The organism is Mycolicibacterium novocastrense, from assembly GCF_001499835.1.
GTDB lineage: Bacteria > Actinomycetota > Actinomycetes > Mycobacteriales > Mycobacteriaceae > Mycobacterium > Mycobacterium novocastrense.
Map to the genome: position 1 here is coordinate 113,906 of NZ_LQIH01000001.1, position 12,732 is coordinate 126,637.

Annotated in this window: 16 protein-coding genes and 1 pseudogene; 11 read left to right on the plus strand and 6 right to left on the minus strand. The window is 66.1% G+C overall.

Annotation, left to right across the window (positions count from 1 at the left end):
• Positions 1-58: 58 nt before the first annotated feature.
• From AU072_RS00575 to AU072_RS00585, 3 genes are read right to left on the minus strand one after another with little or no spacing between them, the layout of a single operon-like run.
• Positions 59-595: a GNAT family N-acetyltransferase gene (locus AU072_RS00575; RefSeq protein WP_064411928.1), complete on the minus strand. Its 537-nt coding sequence runs from the start codon at positions 593-595 to the stop codon at positions 59-61.
• Positions 592-957, minus strand: a complete 366-nt coding sequence (locus AU072_RS00580; RefSeq protein ID WP_064411929.1) for a DUF1801 domain-containing protein — start codon at positions 955-957, stop codon at positions 592-594. Before AU072_RS00580 ends, AU072_RS00575 begins: the two co-directional genes overlap by 4 nt.
• A 41-nt stretch (positions 958-998) precedes the next feature.
• Entirely contained in the window at positions 999-1,358 is a 360-nt protein-coding gene (locus AU072_RS00585) for an Rv2640c family ArsR-like transcriptional regulator (protein WP_064411930.1), read from the minus strand.
• Positions 1,359-1,459: 101 nt separating this feature from the next.
• On the opposite strand from AU072_RS00585, the gene AU072_RS00590 reads away from it, so the two are divergent.
• From AU072_RS00590 to AU072_RS00610, 5 genes and pseudogenes are all read left to right on the plus strand, one after another.
• Positions 1,460-1,942 (plus strand): ArsI/CadI family heavy metal resistance metalloenzyme, encoded by a 483-nt coding sequence (locus tag AU072_RS00590; RefSeq protein ID WP_064411931.1) that lies wholly within the window; start codon positions 1,460-1,462, stop codon positions 1,940-1,942.
• A 61-nt stretch (positions 1,943-2,003) separates the two neighbouring features.
• Positions 2,004-2,546, plus strand: a complete 543-nt coding sequence (locus tag AU072_RS00595) for a DinB family protein (protein WP_064411932.1) — start codon at positions 2,004-2,006, stop codon at positions 2,544-2,546.
• A gap of 65 nt (positions 2,547-2,611) precedes the next feature.
• Positions 2,612-2,992, plus strand: a complete 381-nt coding sequence (locus tag AU072_RS00600; protein WP_064411933.1) for an ArsR/SmtB family transcription factor — start codon at positions 2,612-2,614, stop codon at positions 2,990-2,992.
• 89 nt (positions 2,993-3,081) lie between these two features.
• Complete coding sequence (gene arsB, locus AU072_RS00605; RefSeq protein WP_407937573.1) at positions 3,082-4,098, plus strand: ACR3 family arsenite efflux transporter; 1,017 nt, start codon at positions 3,082-3,084, stop codon at positions 4,096-4,098.
• Between the two features lie 2 nt (positions 4,099-4,100).
• A pseudogene (locus tag AU072_RS00610) lies at positions 4,101-4,535 on the plus strand (arsenate reductase ArsC); the annotation flags it as partial.
• A 78-nt stretch (positions 4,536-4,613) separates the two neighbouring features.
• Here the strand turns inward: AU072_RS00610 and AU072_RS00615 are convergent.
• Positions 4,614-4,979 (minus strand): hypothetical protein, encoded by a 366-nt coding sequence (locus AU072_RS00615; protein ID WP_064411936.1) that lies wholly within the window; start codon positions 4,977-4,979, stop codon positions 4,614-4,616.
• Between the two features lie 263 nt (positions 4,980-5,242).
• Positions 5,243-6,316: a redox-regulated ATPase YchF gene (ychF, locus tag AU072_RS00620; protein WP_064411937.1), complete on the minus strand. Its 1,074-nt coding sequence runs from the start codon at positions 6,314-6,316 to the stop codon at positions 5,243-5,245.
• An 84-nt stretch (positions 6,317-6,400) separates the two neighbouring features.
• On the opposite strand from ychF, the gene AU072_RS00625 reads away from it, so the two are divergent.
• Complete coding sequence (locus AU072_RS00625) at positions 6,401-7,549, plus strand: DUF6542 domain-containing protein (protein WP_064411938.1); 1,149 nt, start codon at positions 6,401-6,403, stop codon at positions 7,547-7,549.
• 21 nt (positions 7,550-7,570) lie between these two features.
• Here AU072_RS00625 and AU072_RS00630 read toward each other — a convergent pair whose 3' ends face one another.
• The gene (locus tag AU072_RS00630) at positions 7,571-8,572 is read right to left on the minus strand and encodes a 4-hydroxy-3-methylbut-2-enyl diphosphate reductase (RefSeq protein WP_064411939.1); all 1,002 of its coding nucleotides are present in this window, start codon (positions 8,570-8,572) and stop codon (positions 7,571-7,573) included.
• A gap of 65 nt (positions 8,573-8,637) precedes the next feature.
• On the opposite strand from AU072_RS00630, the gene AU072_RS00635 reads away from it, so the two are divergent.
• The 5 genes from AU072_RS00635 (at position 8,638) to AU072_RS00650 (ending at position 12,696) form a co-directional block, all read left to right on the plus strand.
• A complete protein-coding gene (locus AU072_RS00635; RefSeq protein WP_064411940.1) occupies positions 8,638-9,222 on the plus strand; it encodes a lipid droplet-associated protein in 585 nt (194 codons plus the stop codon).
• 22 nt (positions 9,223-9,244) lie between these two features.
• The gene (xseA, locus tag AU072_RS00640; protein WP_064411941.1) at positions 9,245-10,492 is read left to right on the plus strand and encodes an exodeoxyribonuclease VII large subunit; all 1,248 of its coding nucleotides are present in this window, start codon (positions 9,245-9,247) and stop codon (positions 10,490-10,492) included.
• Entirely contained in the window at positions 10,479-10,691 is a 213-nt protein-coding gene (locus tag AU072_RS27380; RefSeq protein ID WP_064416695.1) for an exodeoxyribonuclease VII small subunit, read from the plus strand. Before xseA ends, AU072_RS27380 begins: the two co-directional genes overlap by 14 nt.
• Before the next feature lie 63 nt (positions 10,692-10,754).
• Positions 10,755-11,867: a 3-beta-hydroxysteroid dehydrogenase gene (locus AU072_RS00645; RefSeq protein ID WP_064411942.1), complete on the plus strand. Its 1,113-nt coding sequence runs from the start codon at positions 10,755-10,757 to the stop codon at positions 11,865-11,867.
• A gap of 112 nt (positions 11,868-11,979) precedes the next feature.
• Complete coding sequence (locus AU072_RS00650; protein WP_064412300.1) at positions 11,980-12,696, plus strand: alpha/beta fold hydrolase; 717 nt, start codon at positions 11,980-11,982, stop codon at positions 12,694-12,696.
• Positions 12,697-12,732: the final 36 nt, after the last annotated feature.

Genomic DNA, 12,732 nt, shown 5'->3' on the forward strand with positions numbered 1-12,732 from the left:
AGCCGGCAGGGTCCGCCTGGCCTGCCACATGACCCCGGCACTCCCGAACGTCTGTGTACTACGGAGCGGAGTATTCGTACGTCACGACAGTCGTCGTTTCTCCAGATGGGGTCATCTCGTCTCGCGGACCGCCCGTCTGCACGAAGCCGACGCGTTCCAGTACCCGGCGAGATCCGACGTTTTCCGGGGAAGTCCGTGCCGTCAGCCGAGTCAGGCCCACCTCAGCGGCCAGGTGAGCGACCGCGGACAGGCCATGGCTGGCCGCGCCGCGACCGCGGCCCTGAGGCGCCAACCAGAATCCGACCTCTGCGCCGCACTCGTGGAGGTCGAAAAGAACGATGCTGCCGAGGAAGTCATCGGACGACGCGTCCGCGATGGCCAGCACGGCGAGCGTGTCGTCGGCCAGGCCGCGTGCGATGACACCGTCGATCTGCTCACGCACGATCTCAGCCGAGTACTCACGCAGAGGCAGATGCCCGAACCGTCGTACCGCGGCATCTTCGGTGCCCGCGGCGAATGCGTGTGCATCGCCGCGGTGCAGCCGCCGGACCGTCACGTTGCCTTCGCCGCGGGGTAACCGTTCGGCGATCCTCACTTGCGGCGCTTCGACGCCTTGTTGCTGCGGTTGACCTCGACGGCCCTGTTGATCAGGGCCTTGAACGCCTCTGGATCCAATTCGTCGTCTTCCTGGAGGTCGATCGACCGCCCGACGGGTGCCTGCAGGCTCGCGTTGAAGAGTTCATCGGGGTCATCGATGGACGACCCCTTGGCGAAATTCACCTTGACCTTGCCCTTGTACATCTCCAGCGTGCAGATGAGCCCGTCCAACGAGAACGCCGGTACGCCATCGGGGTTCGACGGCTTTCGCCACTTGATCTCCTCGACGACGTCGGGTTCAGCTTGTTTGATCAATGACCGAATCTCGTCGACCCGGTCTATGCGCCAGTCTTCAGCCATACCCCCGAATTTAACGTCTTGCCGCTACGCCCCCGGCGGGACTAGGTGCAGCAGTTCGGGTCCAAAACGGCGCACAACGCATTCAACGCATCGCGGTGAGGTCGGTGGTAGACGTTCATTCCGCGCCGATCGGACTCGACCAGCCCAGCGCGCCGAAGCTGCGTCAGGTGATGGCTGACGGTCGATTCGGTCAACCGAAGCGCTGTCGCAAGTTCACCGCTGTTCTGCTCGCCCGCCGACGAACTGAACAGCATCGACATGATCTTCACCCTGGCCGGGTCGGCGAGGGCCTTGAGTCGAAGCGCGACGTGGAGCGCGTCGTCGTCGCTCATCGGGCCGGCGGCGACCGGCGCGCAGCACACCGGCGCGGACATGTCGATCACGGGCAAAGCCTTGGGCATGAAACGAAGTCTGCCATGGGTCTTGACATATATCAAAAAGGTGAGGAAGGTGGTGACAGCCGGCTACTTCGATATATGTCACACAAGTATGGAGGAACATCATGTCCCGCGTTCAGCTCGCCCTCAACGTCGACGACCTCGACGAAGCAATCACCTTCTACTCGAAGCTGTTCAACACCCCGCCCGCCAAAGTCAAGGAGGGCTACGCGAACTTCGCGGTCGCGGAACCACCGCTGAAGCTGGTGCTACTGGAAAATCCCGGCAGTGGCGGCACGATCAACCACCTCGGAGTCGAGGTCGGGACGAGCGAGACCGTTCACGCCGAAATCGCCCGCCTGACCGACGAAGGCCTGTTCACCGACGAAGAGATCGGCACCACCTGTTGCTTCGCCAAACAGGACAAGGTCTGGGTCACGGGCCCGGCGGGCGAGAAGTGGGAGGTGTACACGGTGCTCGAAGACTCCGACACCTTCGGCTCCAGCCCGCAGCGCGCCGGCGACGGTGACGCTGACGGCGGCGTCTGCTGCGGAGGCACGGCCGCGGACAGCGACGACAAGGTGGCGGTCACGTCTGCCTGTTGCTAGATGTAATGCGCCCCGCCGCGACCTCATGGAGATCTGGTCGCGGCGGGCGCATCATCGAAGTATGGAGACGAGCGGTACGAGCGTCGACCGAGCCGCGATCAACGCCGACCTCGAACGTGCCCGCATCGACTTCCACCGACTGCTGGACAGCGCCGAACCCTCGGACTGGACAAGGCCGACCGACGGCACCCGATGGACCAACGAAGAGCTGTTGTTCCACATCGTATTTGGATACATGGTTGTTCAACGGCTTGTGGTGCTGATAGCGGTCTTCGGGCGGCTTCCCCGCGTTACAAGCGTCGCGTTTGCCCGCATACTCAACGCATCGACCCACCCTTTCCACCTGATCAATTACTACGGGTCGCGAGCCGCCGCCCTCGTGTACAACCGCCGTCGGATGGGGGCAAAGCTCGACCGCGTGATCAGTTCGCTCCAACGGCGGATGGCCAACAAACCCGACAGCGCGTTCCTCCGGGGCATGTACTTCCCGACTGGGTGGGACCCCTTCTTCAGCGACTACATGACGCTGGAGGATCTCTACCGATACCCCGGACGGCACTTCTACTTCCACTCCCGCCAGCTCACCCTCACCAGGAGAACTTGACGCGACCGCTCCGGTTCACCCGATATTCGTTTGTGCCCTGAATCGATGCGTGTCAATATCGATGGGTGTCTAAGTCAGATCTCGCGTTGGACGATGTGACCCCCTGCCCCTACGCTCCCGTGGTCCGCGAACCGTTGTCGCCCACTGCCGCTGCCGATATCGCAGCCAAACTCAAGGCCCTGTCCGACCCTGTGCGCCTGCGCCTGTTCAGCTTGGTCGCCAGTCACGCCGGTGGAGAGGCCTGCGTCTGCGACATTTCCGGCGACTTCGACGTCACTCAACCCACGATCTCGCATCACCTCAAGGTCCTCAAAGACGCCGGGCTTCTCGCCTCCGAGCGTCGCGGGTCCTGGGTGTACTACTCCGCCCGTACTGAGACTCTGATGACCCTCACGTCGGTTCTGAGCACTGTCGCCGACGAGGCGGCAACGGTGGCACCAGCGTGACCAGATCCGTCACCGCGGACGCTCACCCCACCGTTGTGGAGAAGTTGTCGCCGCTCGACCGCTTCCTGCCGGTGTGGATCGGCATCGCGATGGCCGCCGGACTGTTTCTCGGACGACTCGTTCCGGGTCTGAACACAGCCTTGAATCACGTTGAGGTCGATGGCATCTCGTTGCCCATCGCGCTCGGCTTGCTGATCATGATGTATCCGGTGTTGGCAAAGGTCCGCTACGACCGACTCGACACCGTCACCGCCGACCGCAAGTTGCTCATCAGCTCGTTGGTACTCAATTGGGTGCTGGGCCCGGCGCTGATGTTCGCGCTGGCCTGGCTGCTGCTGCCCGACCTACCCGAATATCGCAGCGGCCTTATCATCGTGGGCCTCGCGAGATGCATTGCCATGGTCATCATCTGGAACGACCTCGCCTGTGGCGACCGCGAAGCCGCCGCCGTGCTGGTCGCACTCAACTCGATCTTCCAGGTCATCATGTTCGCGGTCCTCGGCTGGTTCTACCTGTCCGTGCTACCCGGCTGGCTCGGCCTGGAACAGACGACAATCAGCACCTCGCCGTGGGAGATCGCCAAGTCTGTGCTGATTTTCCTGGGTATTCCGCTGATCGCGGGATACCTGTCCCGGCGGCTCGGAGAGCGGGCGAAGGGTCGCGCCTGGTACGAAGCGACGTTCCTGCCCAAAGTCGGCCCTTGGGCGCTGTACGGTCTGCTGTTCACCATCGTGATTCTCTTTGCGCTGCAAGGCGAACAGATCACGAGCCGACCCGTCGACGCCGCCCGCATCGCCTTGCCGCTGCTGATTTACTTCGCAGTGATGTGGGGCGGCGGCTACCTCCTCGGAGCCCTGCTCGGCCTGGGCTACCAGCGCACCACCACCCTTGCGTTCACCGCGGCGGGCAACAACTTCGAACTCGCCATCGCCGTCGCCATCGCCACCTATGGCGCCACCTCGGGCCAGGCACTCGCCGGAGTCGTCGGCCCGCTCATCGAAGTACCCGTGCTCGTCGCCCTCGTCTACGTCTCGCTCGCCCTTCGCCGCCACTTCACCGACGACTCGACCGCACTGCCCGTCACGCCCGATCGGAGCGGCCAATGACAGGAAAGATGGGCGACGGCAAGCCGACCGTGTTGTTTCTGTGCACCCACAACGCCGGACGGTCCCAGATGGCACTGGGCTACTTCGCCCATATGGCCGGGGATGACGCCGTCGGCTGGTCCGGCGGCTCGGAACCAGCCAACGAGATAAACCCCTCCGCAATCGAGGCCATGGCCGAAGTCGGCATCGACATCACCAACGAATTCCCCAAGCCCTGGACCGACGGGATCGTCCAAGCCGCAGATGTCGTCGTCACCATGGGTTGCGGAGACACGTGTCCCGTCTTCCCCGGAAAGCGGTACGAGAATTGGGAGTTGCCCGATCCCGCGGGCCAGTCGGTCGACGCGGTTCGACCGATCCGTGACGACATCGAGGAGCGCGTCCGCCGCCTACTCACTGAGCTCGGCGTCGCCGTTCGACGCGTACCCGGTGCGTAGCGCCAGCCGAAAGCGCTACTGAACTCAATGTCTAGACGTTGAACCGGAACTCGACGACGTCGCAATTCGTCAGCACCGCTACGACGGATCGTCATCGATCGACCGCCGGGTCTCTGCCACTGCACGCCGAATCTCGGCCTCGTCCCGTTTCTCAGCTGCTTTGGAGCGACTTTCCCTCTCAGCGACGCGTTGCAATCGTTCGCGCTCACGCTGCGCGCCGGCGCCTTCACGCTCGTCCGCACGTCGCTCTCGATCATCCGCCGCTTGCTCGCGATCCTCGGCGATACGGTCGCGCTCATCGGCCACCCGGTCGCGCTCATCAGACATTCGCTCGCGCCGAGACTGTTCGAATTCACGCCGTTCGAGGCCGCGTTCGCGCCTGGCCATCTCAGCGTTGCGCCGACCGGCGTCATCCTCGGCATCGGCATCTTCGTCACCGATCATCGGGCAACCCTAACGTCGCCGCGAGCGCTGCGGAATCAGCGAGCGGCGACTTTCCCGCCAGACGTTGTTTGGAACCGGACCTCGACCCCGTCGCCGTTGACGACACACGTGTCCGAGTGCGTGCTAGCTCTCCGCCAACGGCGCCATCCCCTGCCTGGACGGCAGCACAGTGGAGATCGGTCAGATCTGCGCGCTGTCGTTCCGTCTCCGAAAAGCAATGCCTCAACGAGCGCCCTACTTGACGGCGGCCTCTGCGCCAGACGTCAGACGTTGAACCGGAACTCGACCACGTCGCCGTCGGCCATGACGTAGTCCTTGCCCTCCATCCGCACCTTGCCCGCGGCCTTGGCCGCGGCCATCGAACCCGCCTCGATCAGGTCGTCGTAGGAGACGATCTCGGCCTTGATGAAGCCCTTCTCGAAGTCGGTATGGATAACGCCTGCCGCCTTCGGCGCGGTGTCGCCCTGGTGAATCGTCCACGCGCGAGCCTCTTTCGGTCCCGCGGTCAAAAACGTCTGCAGCTTCAGCGTGTGAAAACCGGCGCGCGCCAACGCATCCAGCCCACGCTCGGTCTGGCCGATGGACTCCAACAGCTCGGCGGCCGACTCGTCGTCGAGCTCCTGCAGCTCGGCCTCGATCTTCGCGTCCAGGAAGACCGCGTCGGCGGGTGCCACCAGCTCGCGCAGCTCCGCCTTGCGAGCCTCGTCGGTCAGCACCGACTCGTCGGCATTGAACACGTACAGGAAGGGTTTGGTGGTCAGCAGGTTCAACTCCCGCAGCGGCGCGACGTCGGTTCCGGCGGCGAACAACGTGGTTCCCTCGTTGAGGACTTTCTGCGCAGCCACGGCGGCCTCGTATGCGGGCCGGCGTTCCTTGTGCGTCCTGGCCTCCTTCTCCAGTCGCGGCAGCGCCTTCTCCAGCGTTTGCATGTCCGCCAGGATCAACTCGGTCTCGATCACCTCGATGTCGGATTTCGGATCGATGCGGCCGTCGACGTGCGCCACATCGTCGTCGCTGAACACCCGCACCACTTGGCAGATCGCATCGCTCTCGCGGATGTTGGCGAGGAACTTGTTGCCCAATCCCGCGCCTTCGGACGCGCCCTTGACGATCCCGGCGATATCAACGAAGGTGACCGGCGCATGAACGATCTTTTCCGACCCGAACATCTTGGCGAGCTCGGCCAATCGCGGATCGGGCAGCGGAACGACGCCCTCGTTGGGTTCGATCGTGGCGAACGGGTAGTTGGCCGCGAGGACGTCGTTGCGCGTCAACGCGTTGAACAGCGTCGATTTCCCGACGTTCGGCAGGCCGACGATTCCCAGGTTCAAGCTCACAGGGTCCAGAGTCTAGGAGACCGAGACGGGCACGCCAGAACCGCGCTGACAGCCACACGGAGCCAGAGCCGGTACGGTCTACCTGTGTCAGCACAGCGCGCACGGTCGGCCGTCGTCGCCGACCACCGCTCCGCGCATCCCAACTTTCCCGGTGTGCCCGGGTGGGGTGGAGTGCTGATCGCGGTCACCCTGACAACGGTCGGGTTCGCGTTCGACGCCGGATCGGGCAGCATGGAACTCAGCTCGGTGTTCGCCGCGTTCTATGTCCTCGGCTGCCTCGCCGCCGTACTGGCGGTCCGGCAGCAAGCGGTGTTCACCGCGGTCATCCAGCCGCCGCTGCTGTTGTTCGTCAGCGTGCCGGGGGCCTACTTCCTGTTCACCGGCGGCCAGTTCACCGGCGTGAAGGACCTGGCCATCAACTGCGGCTATCCGCTGATCGAGCGCTTTCCCCTGATGTTCTTCACCTCGGCGGCCGTGCTGCTGATCGGGATGTGCCGCTGGTACGTCGGGATGTCGACCCGTCGCGCATCTCCAGCCACCACCGAGGACAGCGAGGCGGACAAGCCCGCATGGGCGGCGACCGTCGCGACCGCGCTGGCGGCATCGGTGGCCAAGATCTCGTCGGTGTTCGCGCGCCAACCCAGTGACAACGACGAAGCGGCCGCCGCCCGACCACGCCGCAAGCGCCCCGACGCCGCACGCCGGGCCGCCCGCACGGACCGGGCCGCCCGCGCCGACCGGACGGCGGCGCGGACCAGCAGGGCGGCCGCCGATCGCAGCGGTCGGCCCGCCAGACGCAGCACCACGTCGCGGTCACGCCATGTGCGGCCTCCCGCCACCGAGATCATCGAACCGATCGCCGAGCGTCCGCGCCGCGCTCGCTCCGGCAGGCACGCCGAGCCGGCACCCGCACCCGAACCCCGGCGCAGGCCGCGCCCGTCGAACCCGCGTCAGCCTGGTCCTCCGCCCTCGGAACGCCGCACGGGTTACGACCGCAGGAGTCAGGACCGGACCGCGGACCGGCCCGAGCGCCGCCGTCGTTTCGACGAGTACCAGCCTCGGGAGCCGCACGGCCGAAACGGCAGCAACAGCAACGGGTCGGGCAACGGGACCCACCATCCGATCTCCCGGGTGCGCTACCGCGGAGAGGAAGCCGACGACCGCGCCGAGTACCGCACCCGCCGCCGCGCCCCGCGCGGCTCGGAGGCCGATTCCTGGGAGTACGACATCTAGCCTCGGGCGCGCTCGATGCGATTACGCGCGGGCGGGGCGGATCTCCCTGGGCAACGCGAACACGAGTGTCTCGTTGGCCGTCGTCACCGGCTGCACCATGTCGTAGCCGTACTCGGCCAGCCGCTCCAACACGCCACGCACCAGGATCTCCGGCACCGACGCGCCAGAGGTCACGCCGACCGTCGTCACACCCTCGAGCCATGCGGGGTTGATGTCATCGGCGTAGTCGACCAGGTGGGCCGCATCCGAACCGGCACCCAACGCGACCTCGACCAGGCGCACGGAGTTCGACGAGTTCCGCGAACCGACGACGATCACCAGCTCGCACTCCGGAGCCATCGCCTTGACGGCGACCTGGCGGTTCTGGGTCGCGTAACAGATGTCGTCGCTGGGCGGGTCCTGCAGCGTCGGGAACTTCTCCCGGAGCCGACGCACCGTCTCCATCGTCTCGTCGACGCTCAGCGTGGTCTGCGACAGCCAGATGACCTTGCTCTCGTCGCGCACGGTGACGTTGTCCACCGAATCCGGTCCGTCGACGAGCTGAACGTGGTCGGGCGCCTCGCCGGCGGTCCCGATGACCTCCTCGTGGCCCTCGTGGCCGATCAGCAAGATGTCGAAGTCGTCCCTGGCGAAGCGCTTGGCCTCGTTGTGGACCTTGGTGACCAGCGGGCAGGTCGCGTCGATGACCTTGAGATCGCGCTCCTTGGCGGTCTGGTGCACGGTCGGGGCGACGCCGTGCGCGGAGAAGACCACGATCGCACCCTCGGGCACCTCGTCGGTCTCGTCGACGAAGACGGCTCCGGCCTTGGCCAACGTCTCGACGACGTGCCGGTTGTGCACGATCTCATGGCGCACGTAGACCGGAGCGCCGTGCTTCTCCAGTGCACGCTCGACGGTCTCCACGGCGCGATCCACTCCCGCGCAGTACCCGCGCGGTTCGGCCAGCAGTACGCGTTTCCCGGTCACGCCACCGGCGACCGAGCTCGAGGCGCCCGGAATCCCCATGTTGATAGTCGGCGGCATGGCTCCCAGGGTACGCATCAGCGGCCCAGCCAGACCAGCCGAGAAGTCGCCCGTAGGCTGTGACCATGGCAACCGCACCGTATGGGGTCCGTCTGCTGGTTGGCGCGGCGGTGACCGCCATCGAGGAAACCCGCAAGCTGCCCCAGACCATCCTGATGTACCCGATGACCGTCGTCAGTTCGCTCGCGCACCTGGTGATGAAGTTCCAGCAGGACGTCGCCGACCTGGTCAACAAGGGTGACGAGACGCTGGAGACGATCTTCCCGCCCAAGGATGAGCAGCCCGAGTGGGCGACCTTCGACGACGATGTCGACGACTCCGAGGCGCCGAGTTCCGCGGCCTCCAGCGACGGCGAACGCATGACCGAGGGCCGCTTCGCGCTGTTCAGCAACGGTGAGCCGCGGTCGGCATCTCAACAGGACGGCAGCGAACAGGACGGCAGCGACACCTCCCTGGCGATCGGCGAGGCCCCCGAGATCGTCACCGAGCTCGACTACGAGTCGCTGACGCTGGCTCAGCTGCGCGCGCGGCTGAACACGCTGCGCGTGGCCGACCTCGAGGCGCTGCTGGCCTACGAGGAAGCCACCAAGGGCCGCGCCCCGTTCCAGACGCTGCTCGCCAACAGGATCACCCGCGCGTCAGCCAAGTGAGCGGCCCAGCGGGGCTGCGAATATGAGCGACGCCGAGCAGGGCCAGTCACCGGAGAACCCGTTTCCGGTCCGCTCCGTGTCGATGAAGATCAAAGACTGGATCGAACGACTGGGCACGGTCTGGGTCGAGGGTCAGGTCGCCCAGCTCTCGACCCGGCCGAACTCCAGCACCGCATACATCACCCTGCGCGACCCGTCGGTCGACATGTCGTTGTCGATCACGTGCCCGCGCGAGCTGGTGCTCAACGCGCCGGTGAAACTCACCGAGGGCACCCGGGTCGTCATGCTCGGGCGGCCGAACTTCTTCGTGGGCCGGGGTTCGTTCTCGTTGCGGGTCAACCAGATTCGTGCGGTGGGTGTCGGCGAGCTGTTGGCGCGTATCGAACGCCTGCGCCAGCTGTTACACGCCGAGGGACTCTTCGACCCGCGGCTCAAGCGGCCGATCCCGTTCCTGCCCAACACGATCGGGCTCATCACCAGCCGCGGCAGCCATGCCGAGCACGACGTGATCTCGGTGGCCACCGGCCGCTGGCCCGCCGTGCGGTTCGCGGTCCGCAACACCGCCGTGCAGGGCCCCAACACGGTGCCACAGGTGGTCGAGGCGCTGCGCGGACTCGACGCCGATCCCGACGTCGACGTGATCGTCATCGCCCGCGGCGGCGGCAGCGTCGAGGACCTGTTGCCGTTCTACGACGAGACGCTGTGCCGCGAGATCGCCAAGTGCACGACACCGGTGGTCAGCGCGATCGGACACGAACCCGACAATCCGCTGTGCGACCTGGTCGCCGACCTGCGCGCCGCCACGCCGACCGATGCCGCCAAGCGCATCGTTCCCGACGCCGCCGCCGAACAGGCCTACATCACCGATCTGTGCCGTCGAGGGGGCCGCGCGTTGCGCAACTGGGTGCACCGCGAGCAGCATGCCCTGGACCAGTTGCGCAGCAGGCCCGTGCTGGCGCAGCCGCTGACGGCGATCACCGCGCGCGCCGACGAGGTCGACCGTCTGCGGATGACCGCCCGCCGCGACGTCACCCGACTGGTGGCCACCGAGACCGATCGCATCGGACACCTGGCGGCGCGGCTGAGCACACTGGGCCCGGCGGCGACGCTGGCTCGCGGCTACGCCGTCGTGCAGACGCTGCCCGACGCCCACGTGTTGCGCACCACCGCGGACGCCGCCACGGGGGTGCGACTGCGGGTGCGCGTGGCAGACGGAGCGATCACCGCGATCAGCGAGGGGCCGGAAGGGGCAGAAAATGAAGCCCATTAGTGAACTGGGATATGAGGAAGCGCGCGAAGAGCTGGTCGCGGTCGTGCAGCAGCTCGAGCAGGGTGGACTCGATTTGGATACATCGCTGAAGCTCTGGGAACGAGGCGAAGAACTTGCGAAACGCTGCGAAGAACACTTAGCTGGCGCCCGCAAGCGCATCGAAGAGGCCCTGGCCTCCAAAGACGGCGACGAAAGTTGACAGCGCAACGATTCAGGATCTGAGGGGTCGAAACTGTAACACGTTTCAGTTAGTCTGCTGGCCATGGGTGACTCAACGCTGACCACCGAACTGGGCCGGGTCCTCGTCACGGGAGGCTCGGGATTCGTCGGCGCCAACCTGGTGACCGAACTGCTCAAGCGCGGACACGAGGTCCGCTCCTTCGACCGGGCCCCGTCACCGCTTCCGGCGCAGCCCGGGCTCGAGGCCGTCGAAGGCGACATCTGCGACCCCGACCAGGTGGCGGCCGCGGTCGCCGGCATCGACACCGTGTTCCACACCGCGGCGATCATCGACCTGATGGGCGGCGCGTCGGTCACCGACGAGTACCGCAAGCGCAGCTTCGCGATCAACGTCACCGGCACCGAACTCCTCGTGCGCGCGGCCCGCGCCGCCGGGGTCAAACGCTTCGTCTACACCGCATCGAACAGCGTCGTGATGGGTGGCAAGGCCATCTCCGGCGGCGACGAGACCCTGCCCTACACAGAGCGATTCAACGATCTCTACACCGAGACGAAGGTCGCCGCGGAGAAGTTCGTGCTGGCCGCCAATGGAATCGACGGCCTGCTCACCTGCTCGATTCGCCCCAGCGGTATCTGGGGACGCGGGGACCAGACGATGTTTCGCAAGGTGTTCGAGAGCGTGCTGGCCGGACACGTCAAGGTGCTGGTCGGCAGCAAGAACGTCAAGCTCGACAACTCCTACGTGCACAACCTGATTCACGGCTTCATCCTCGCCGCCCAGCATCTCGTTCCGGGCGGCACCGCTCCGGGACAGGCGTACTTCATCAACGACGGCGAGCCGATCAACATGTTCGAGTTCTCCAGGCCCGTCGTCGAGGCGTGCGGCCGGCGCTACCCGAAGATCCGCGTGCCGGGCCGCCTGGTGTGGCTCGCGATGACCGCCTGGCAGTGGCTGCACTTCCGGTTCGGGCTACCCAAGCCGATGGTCGAACCCCTTGGGGTGGAACGCCTTTACCTCGACAACTACTTCTCGATCGCGAAGGCCGAACGCGACCTCGGATACCGGCCGCTGTTCACCACGGAACAGGCCATGGCCGAATGCCTGCCGTACTACGTCGACCTGTTCCACCAGATGAAGAACGCCTCGAAGGAGCCGACAGTGAGCGTCGCGGCGTCCGCCCCGCCCGAGGGCTGAGCCGCGACTCGCGGCGGTTACGTGGTCGCGAGCGCACAGCTACGTACGTTTCTGCTCGACGTTTGCGTACATAACTGAGCGCTGGGAGGTGACACCGGGCAGGGTGGTGGTGATGGTCGAATCACGGTTCACAACCAACGCGGGCGCTCGTCTGCACTATCTCGACTCCGGAGGTCCCGATCGCGGGGCGCCGGTCGTCTTCATACCCGGCTTCACCGACATCGCCGACGACTACGTCGAGGTGCTGCCGTTGTTCGGCCGGCGGGCGGTGGTCGCCGACCTACGCGGGCACGGACGCAGCAGCGCACCCGAAGGCGATTACGACTCAACGGTTCTCGGGACTGACGTCGGCGCGGTGGTCGACGCGGTCACCGACGGTCCTGTGCACGTGATGACGTTCTCGCGGGGCACCCCCTACGCGTTGACGTGGGCGCTCGCACATCGCGGGCGGGTCCGCTCGATTTCGATCGGCGACTACGTGCCCGAGGAGATCACGCTTCCGAAGGAGATCTCCACTTTCCTGCTGGACGGCCGGTGGCGTGGCACCCCGGTGCACGAACGGCTGAACCGGGCCGCCGGCGAGGCGATCTTCGGCGCCGCGCGCAAGCAGTCGTTCTGGGAACCGCTGGCGCGGTGGCAACCACCGCTGCTGGTGGTACGCAGCCCGAACAGCCCATTGATCTCCGACGCCGCCTGGGACCGTTATCGGGAGCTGTTCCCCTCGGCGTCGCTGCATGTGTTCGCCGACTCGCCGCACGACATCTTCCGTCCCGACCGCGAGCGCTACCCGGCGCTGGTGCGCGCACACATCGACGCCGTCGACGCCTGAGCCACCCCACCGGCACGCGTCTAGTGTGCGCTGAGA

What these genes read in the sequence shown, in the direction of transcription:
- AU072_RS00580 (WP_064411929.1), bottom strand. Translation starts at nt 957, where the DNA reads ATGGCTGAAGACTGGCGCATAGACCGGGTCGACGAGATTCGGTCATTG.
- AU072_RS00585 (WP_064411930.1), bottom strand. Translation starts at nt 1,358, where the DNA reads ATGCCCAAGGCTTTGCCCGTGATCGACATGTCCGCGCCGGTGTGCTGC.
- AU072_RS00590 (WP_064411931.1), top strand. Translation starts at nt 1,460, where the DNA reads ATGTCCCGCGTTCAGCTCGCCCTCAACGTCGACGACCTCGACGAAGCA.
- AU072_RS00595 (WP_064411932.1), top strand. Translation starts at nt 2,004, where the DNA reads ATGGAGACGAGCGGTACGAGCGTCGACCGAGCCGCGATCAACGCCGAC.
- arsB (WP_407937573.1), top strand. Translation starts at nt 3,082, where the DNA reads ATGGCCGCCGGACTGTTTCTCGGACGACTCGTTCCGGGTCTGAACACA.
- AU072_RS00615 (WP_064411936.1), bottom strand. Translation starts at nt 4,979, where the DNA reads ATGATCGGTGACGAAGATGCCGATGCCGAGGATGACGCCGGTCGGCGC.
- AU072_RS00630 (WP_064411939.1), bottom strand. Translation starts at nt 8,572, where the DNA reads ATGCCGCCGACTATCAACATGGGGATTCCGGGCGCCTCGAGCTCGGTC.
- AU072_RS00635 (WP_064411940.1), top strand. Translation starts at nt 8,638, where the DNA reads ATGGCAACCGCACCGTATGGGGTCCGTCTGCTGGTTGGCGCGGCGGTG.
- xseA (WP_064411941.1), top strand. Translation starts at nt 9,245, where the DNA reads ATGAGCGACGCCGAGCAGGGCCAGTCACCGGAGAACCCGTTTCCGGTC.
- AU072_RS27380 (WP_064416695.1), top strand. Translation starts at nt 10,479, where the DNA reads ATGAAGCCCATTAGTGAACTGGGATATGAGGAAGCGCGCGAAGAGCTG.
- AU072_RS00645 (WP_064411942.1), top strand. Translation starts at nt 10,755, where the DNA reads ATGGGTGACTCAACGCTGACCACCGAACTGGGCCGGGTCCTCGTCACG.
- AU072_RS00650 (WP_064412300.1), top strand. Translation starts at nt 11,980, where the DNA reads ATGGTCGAATCACGGTTCACAACCAACGCGGGCGCTCGTCTGCACTAT.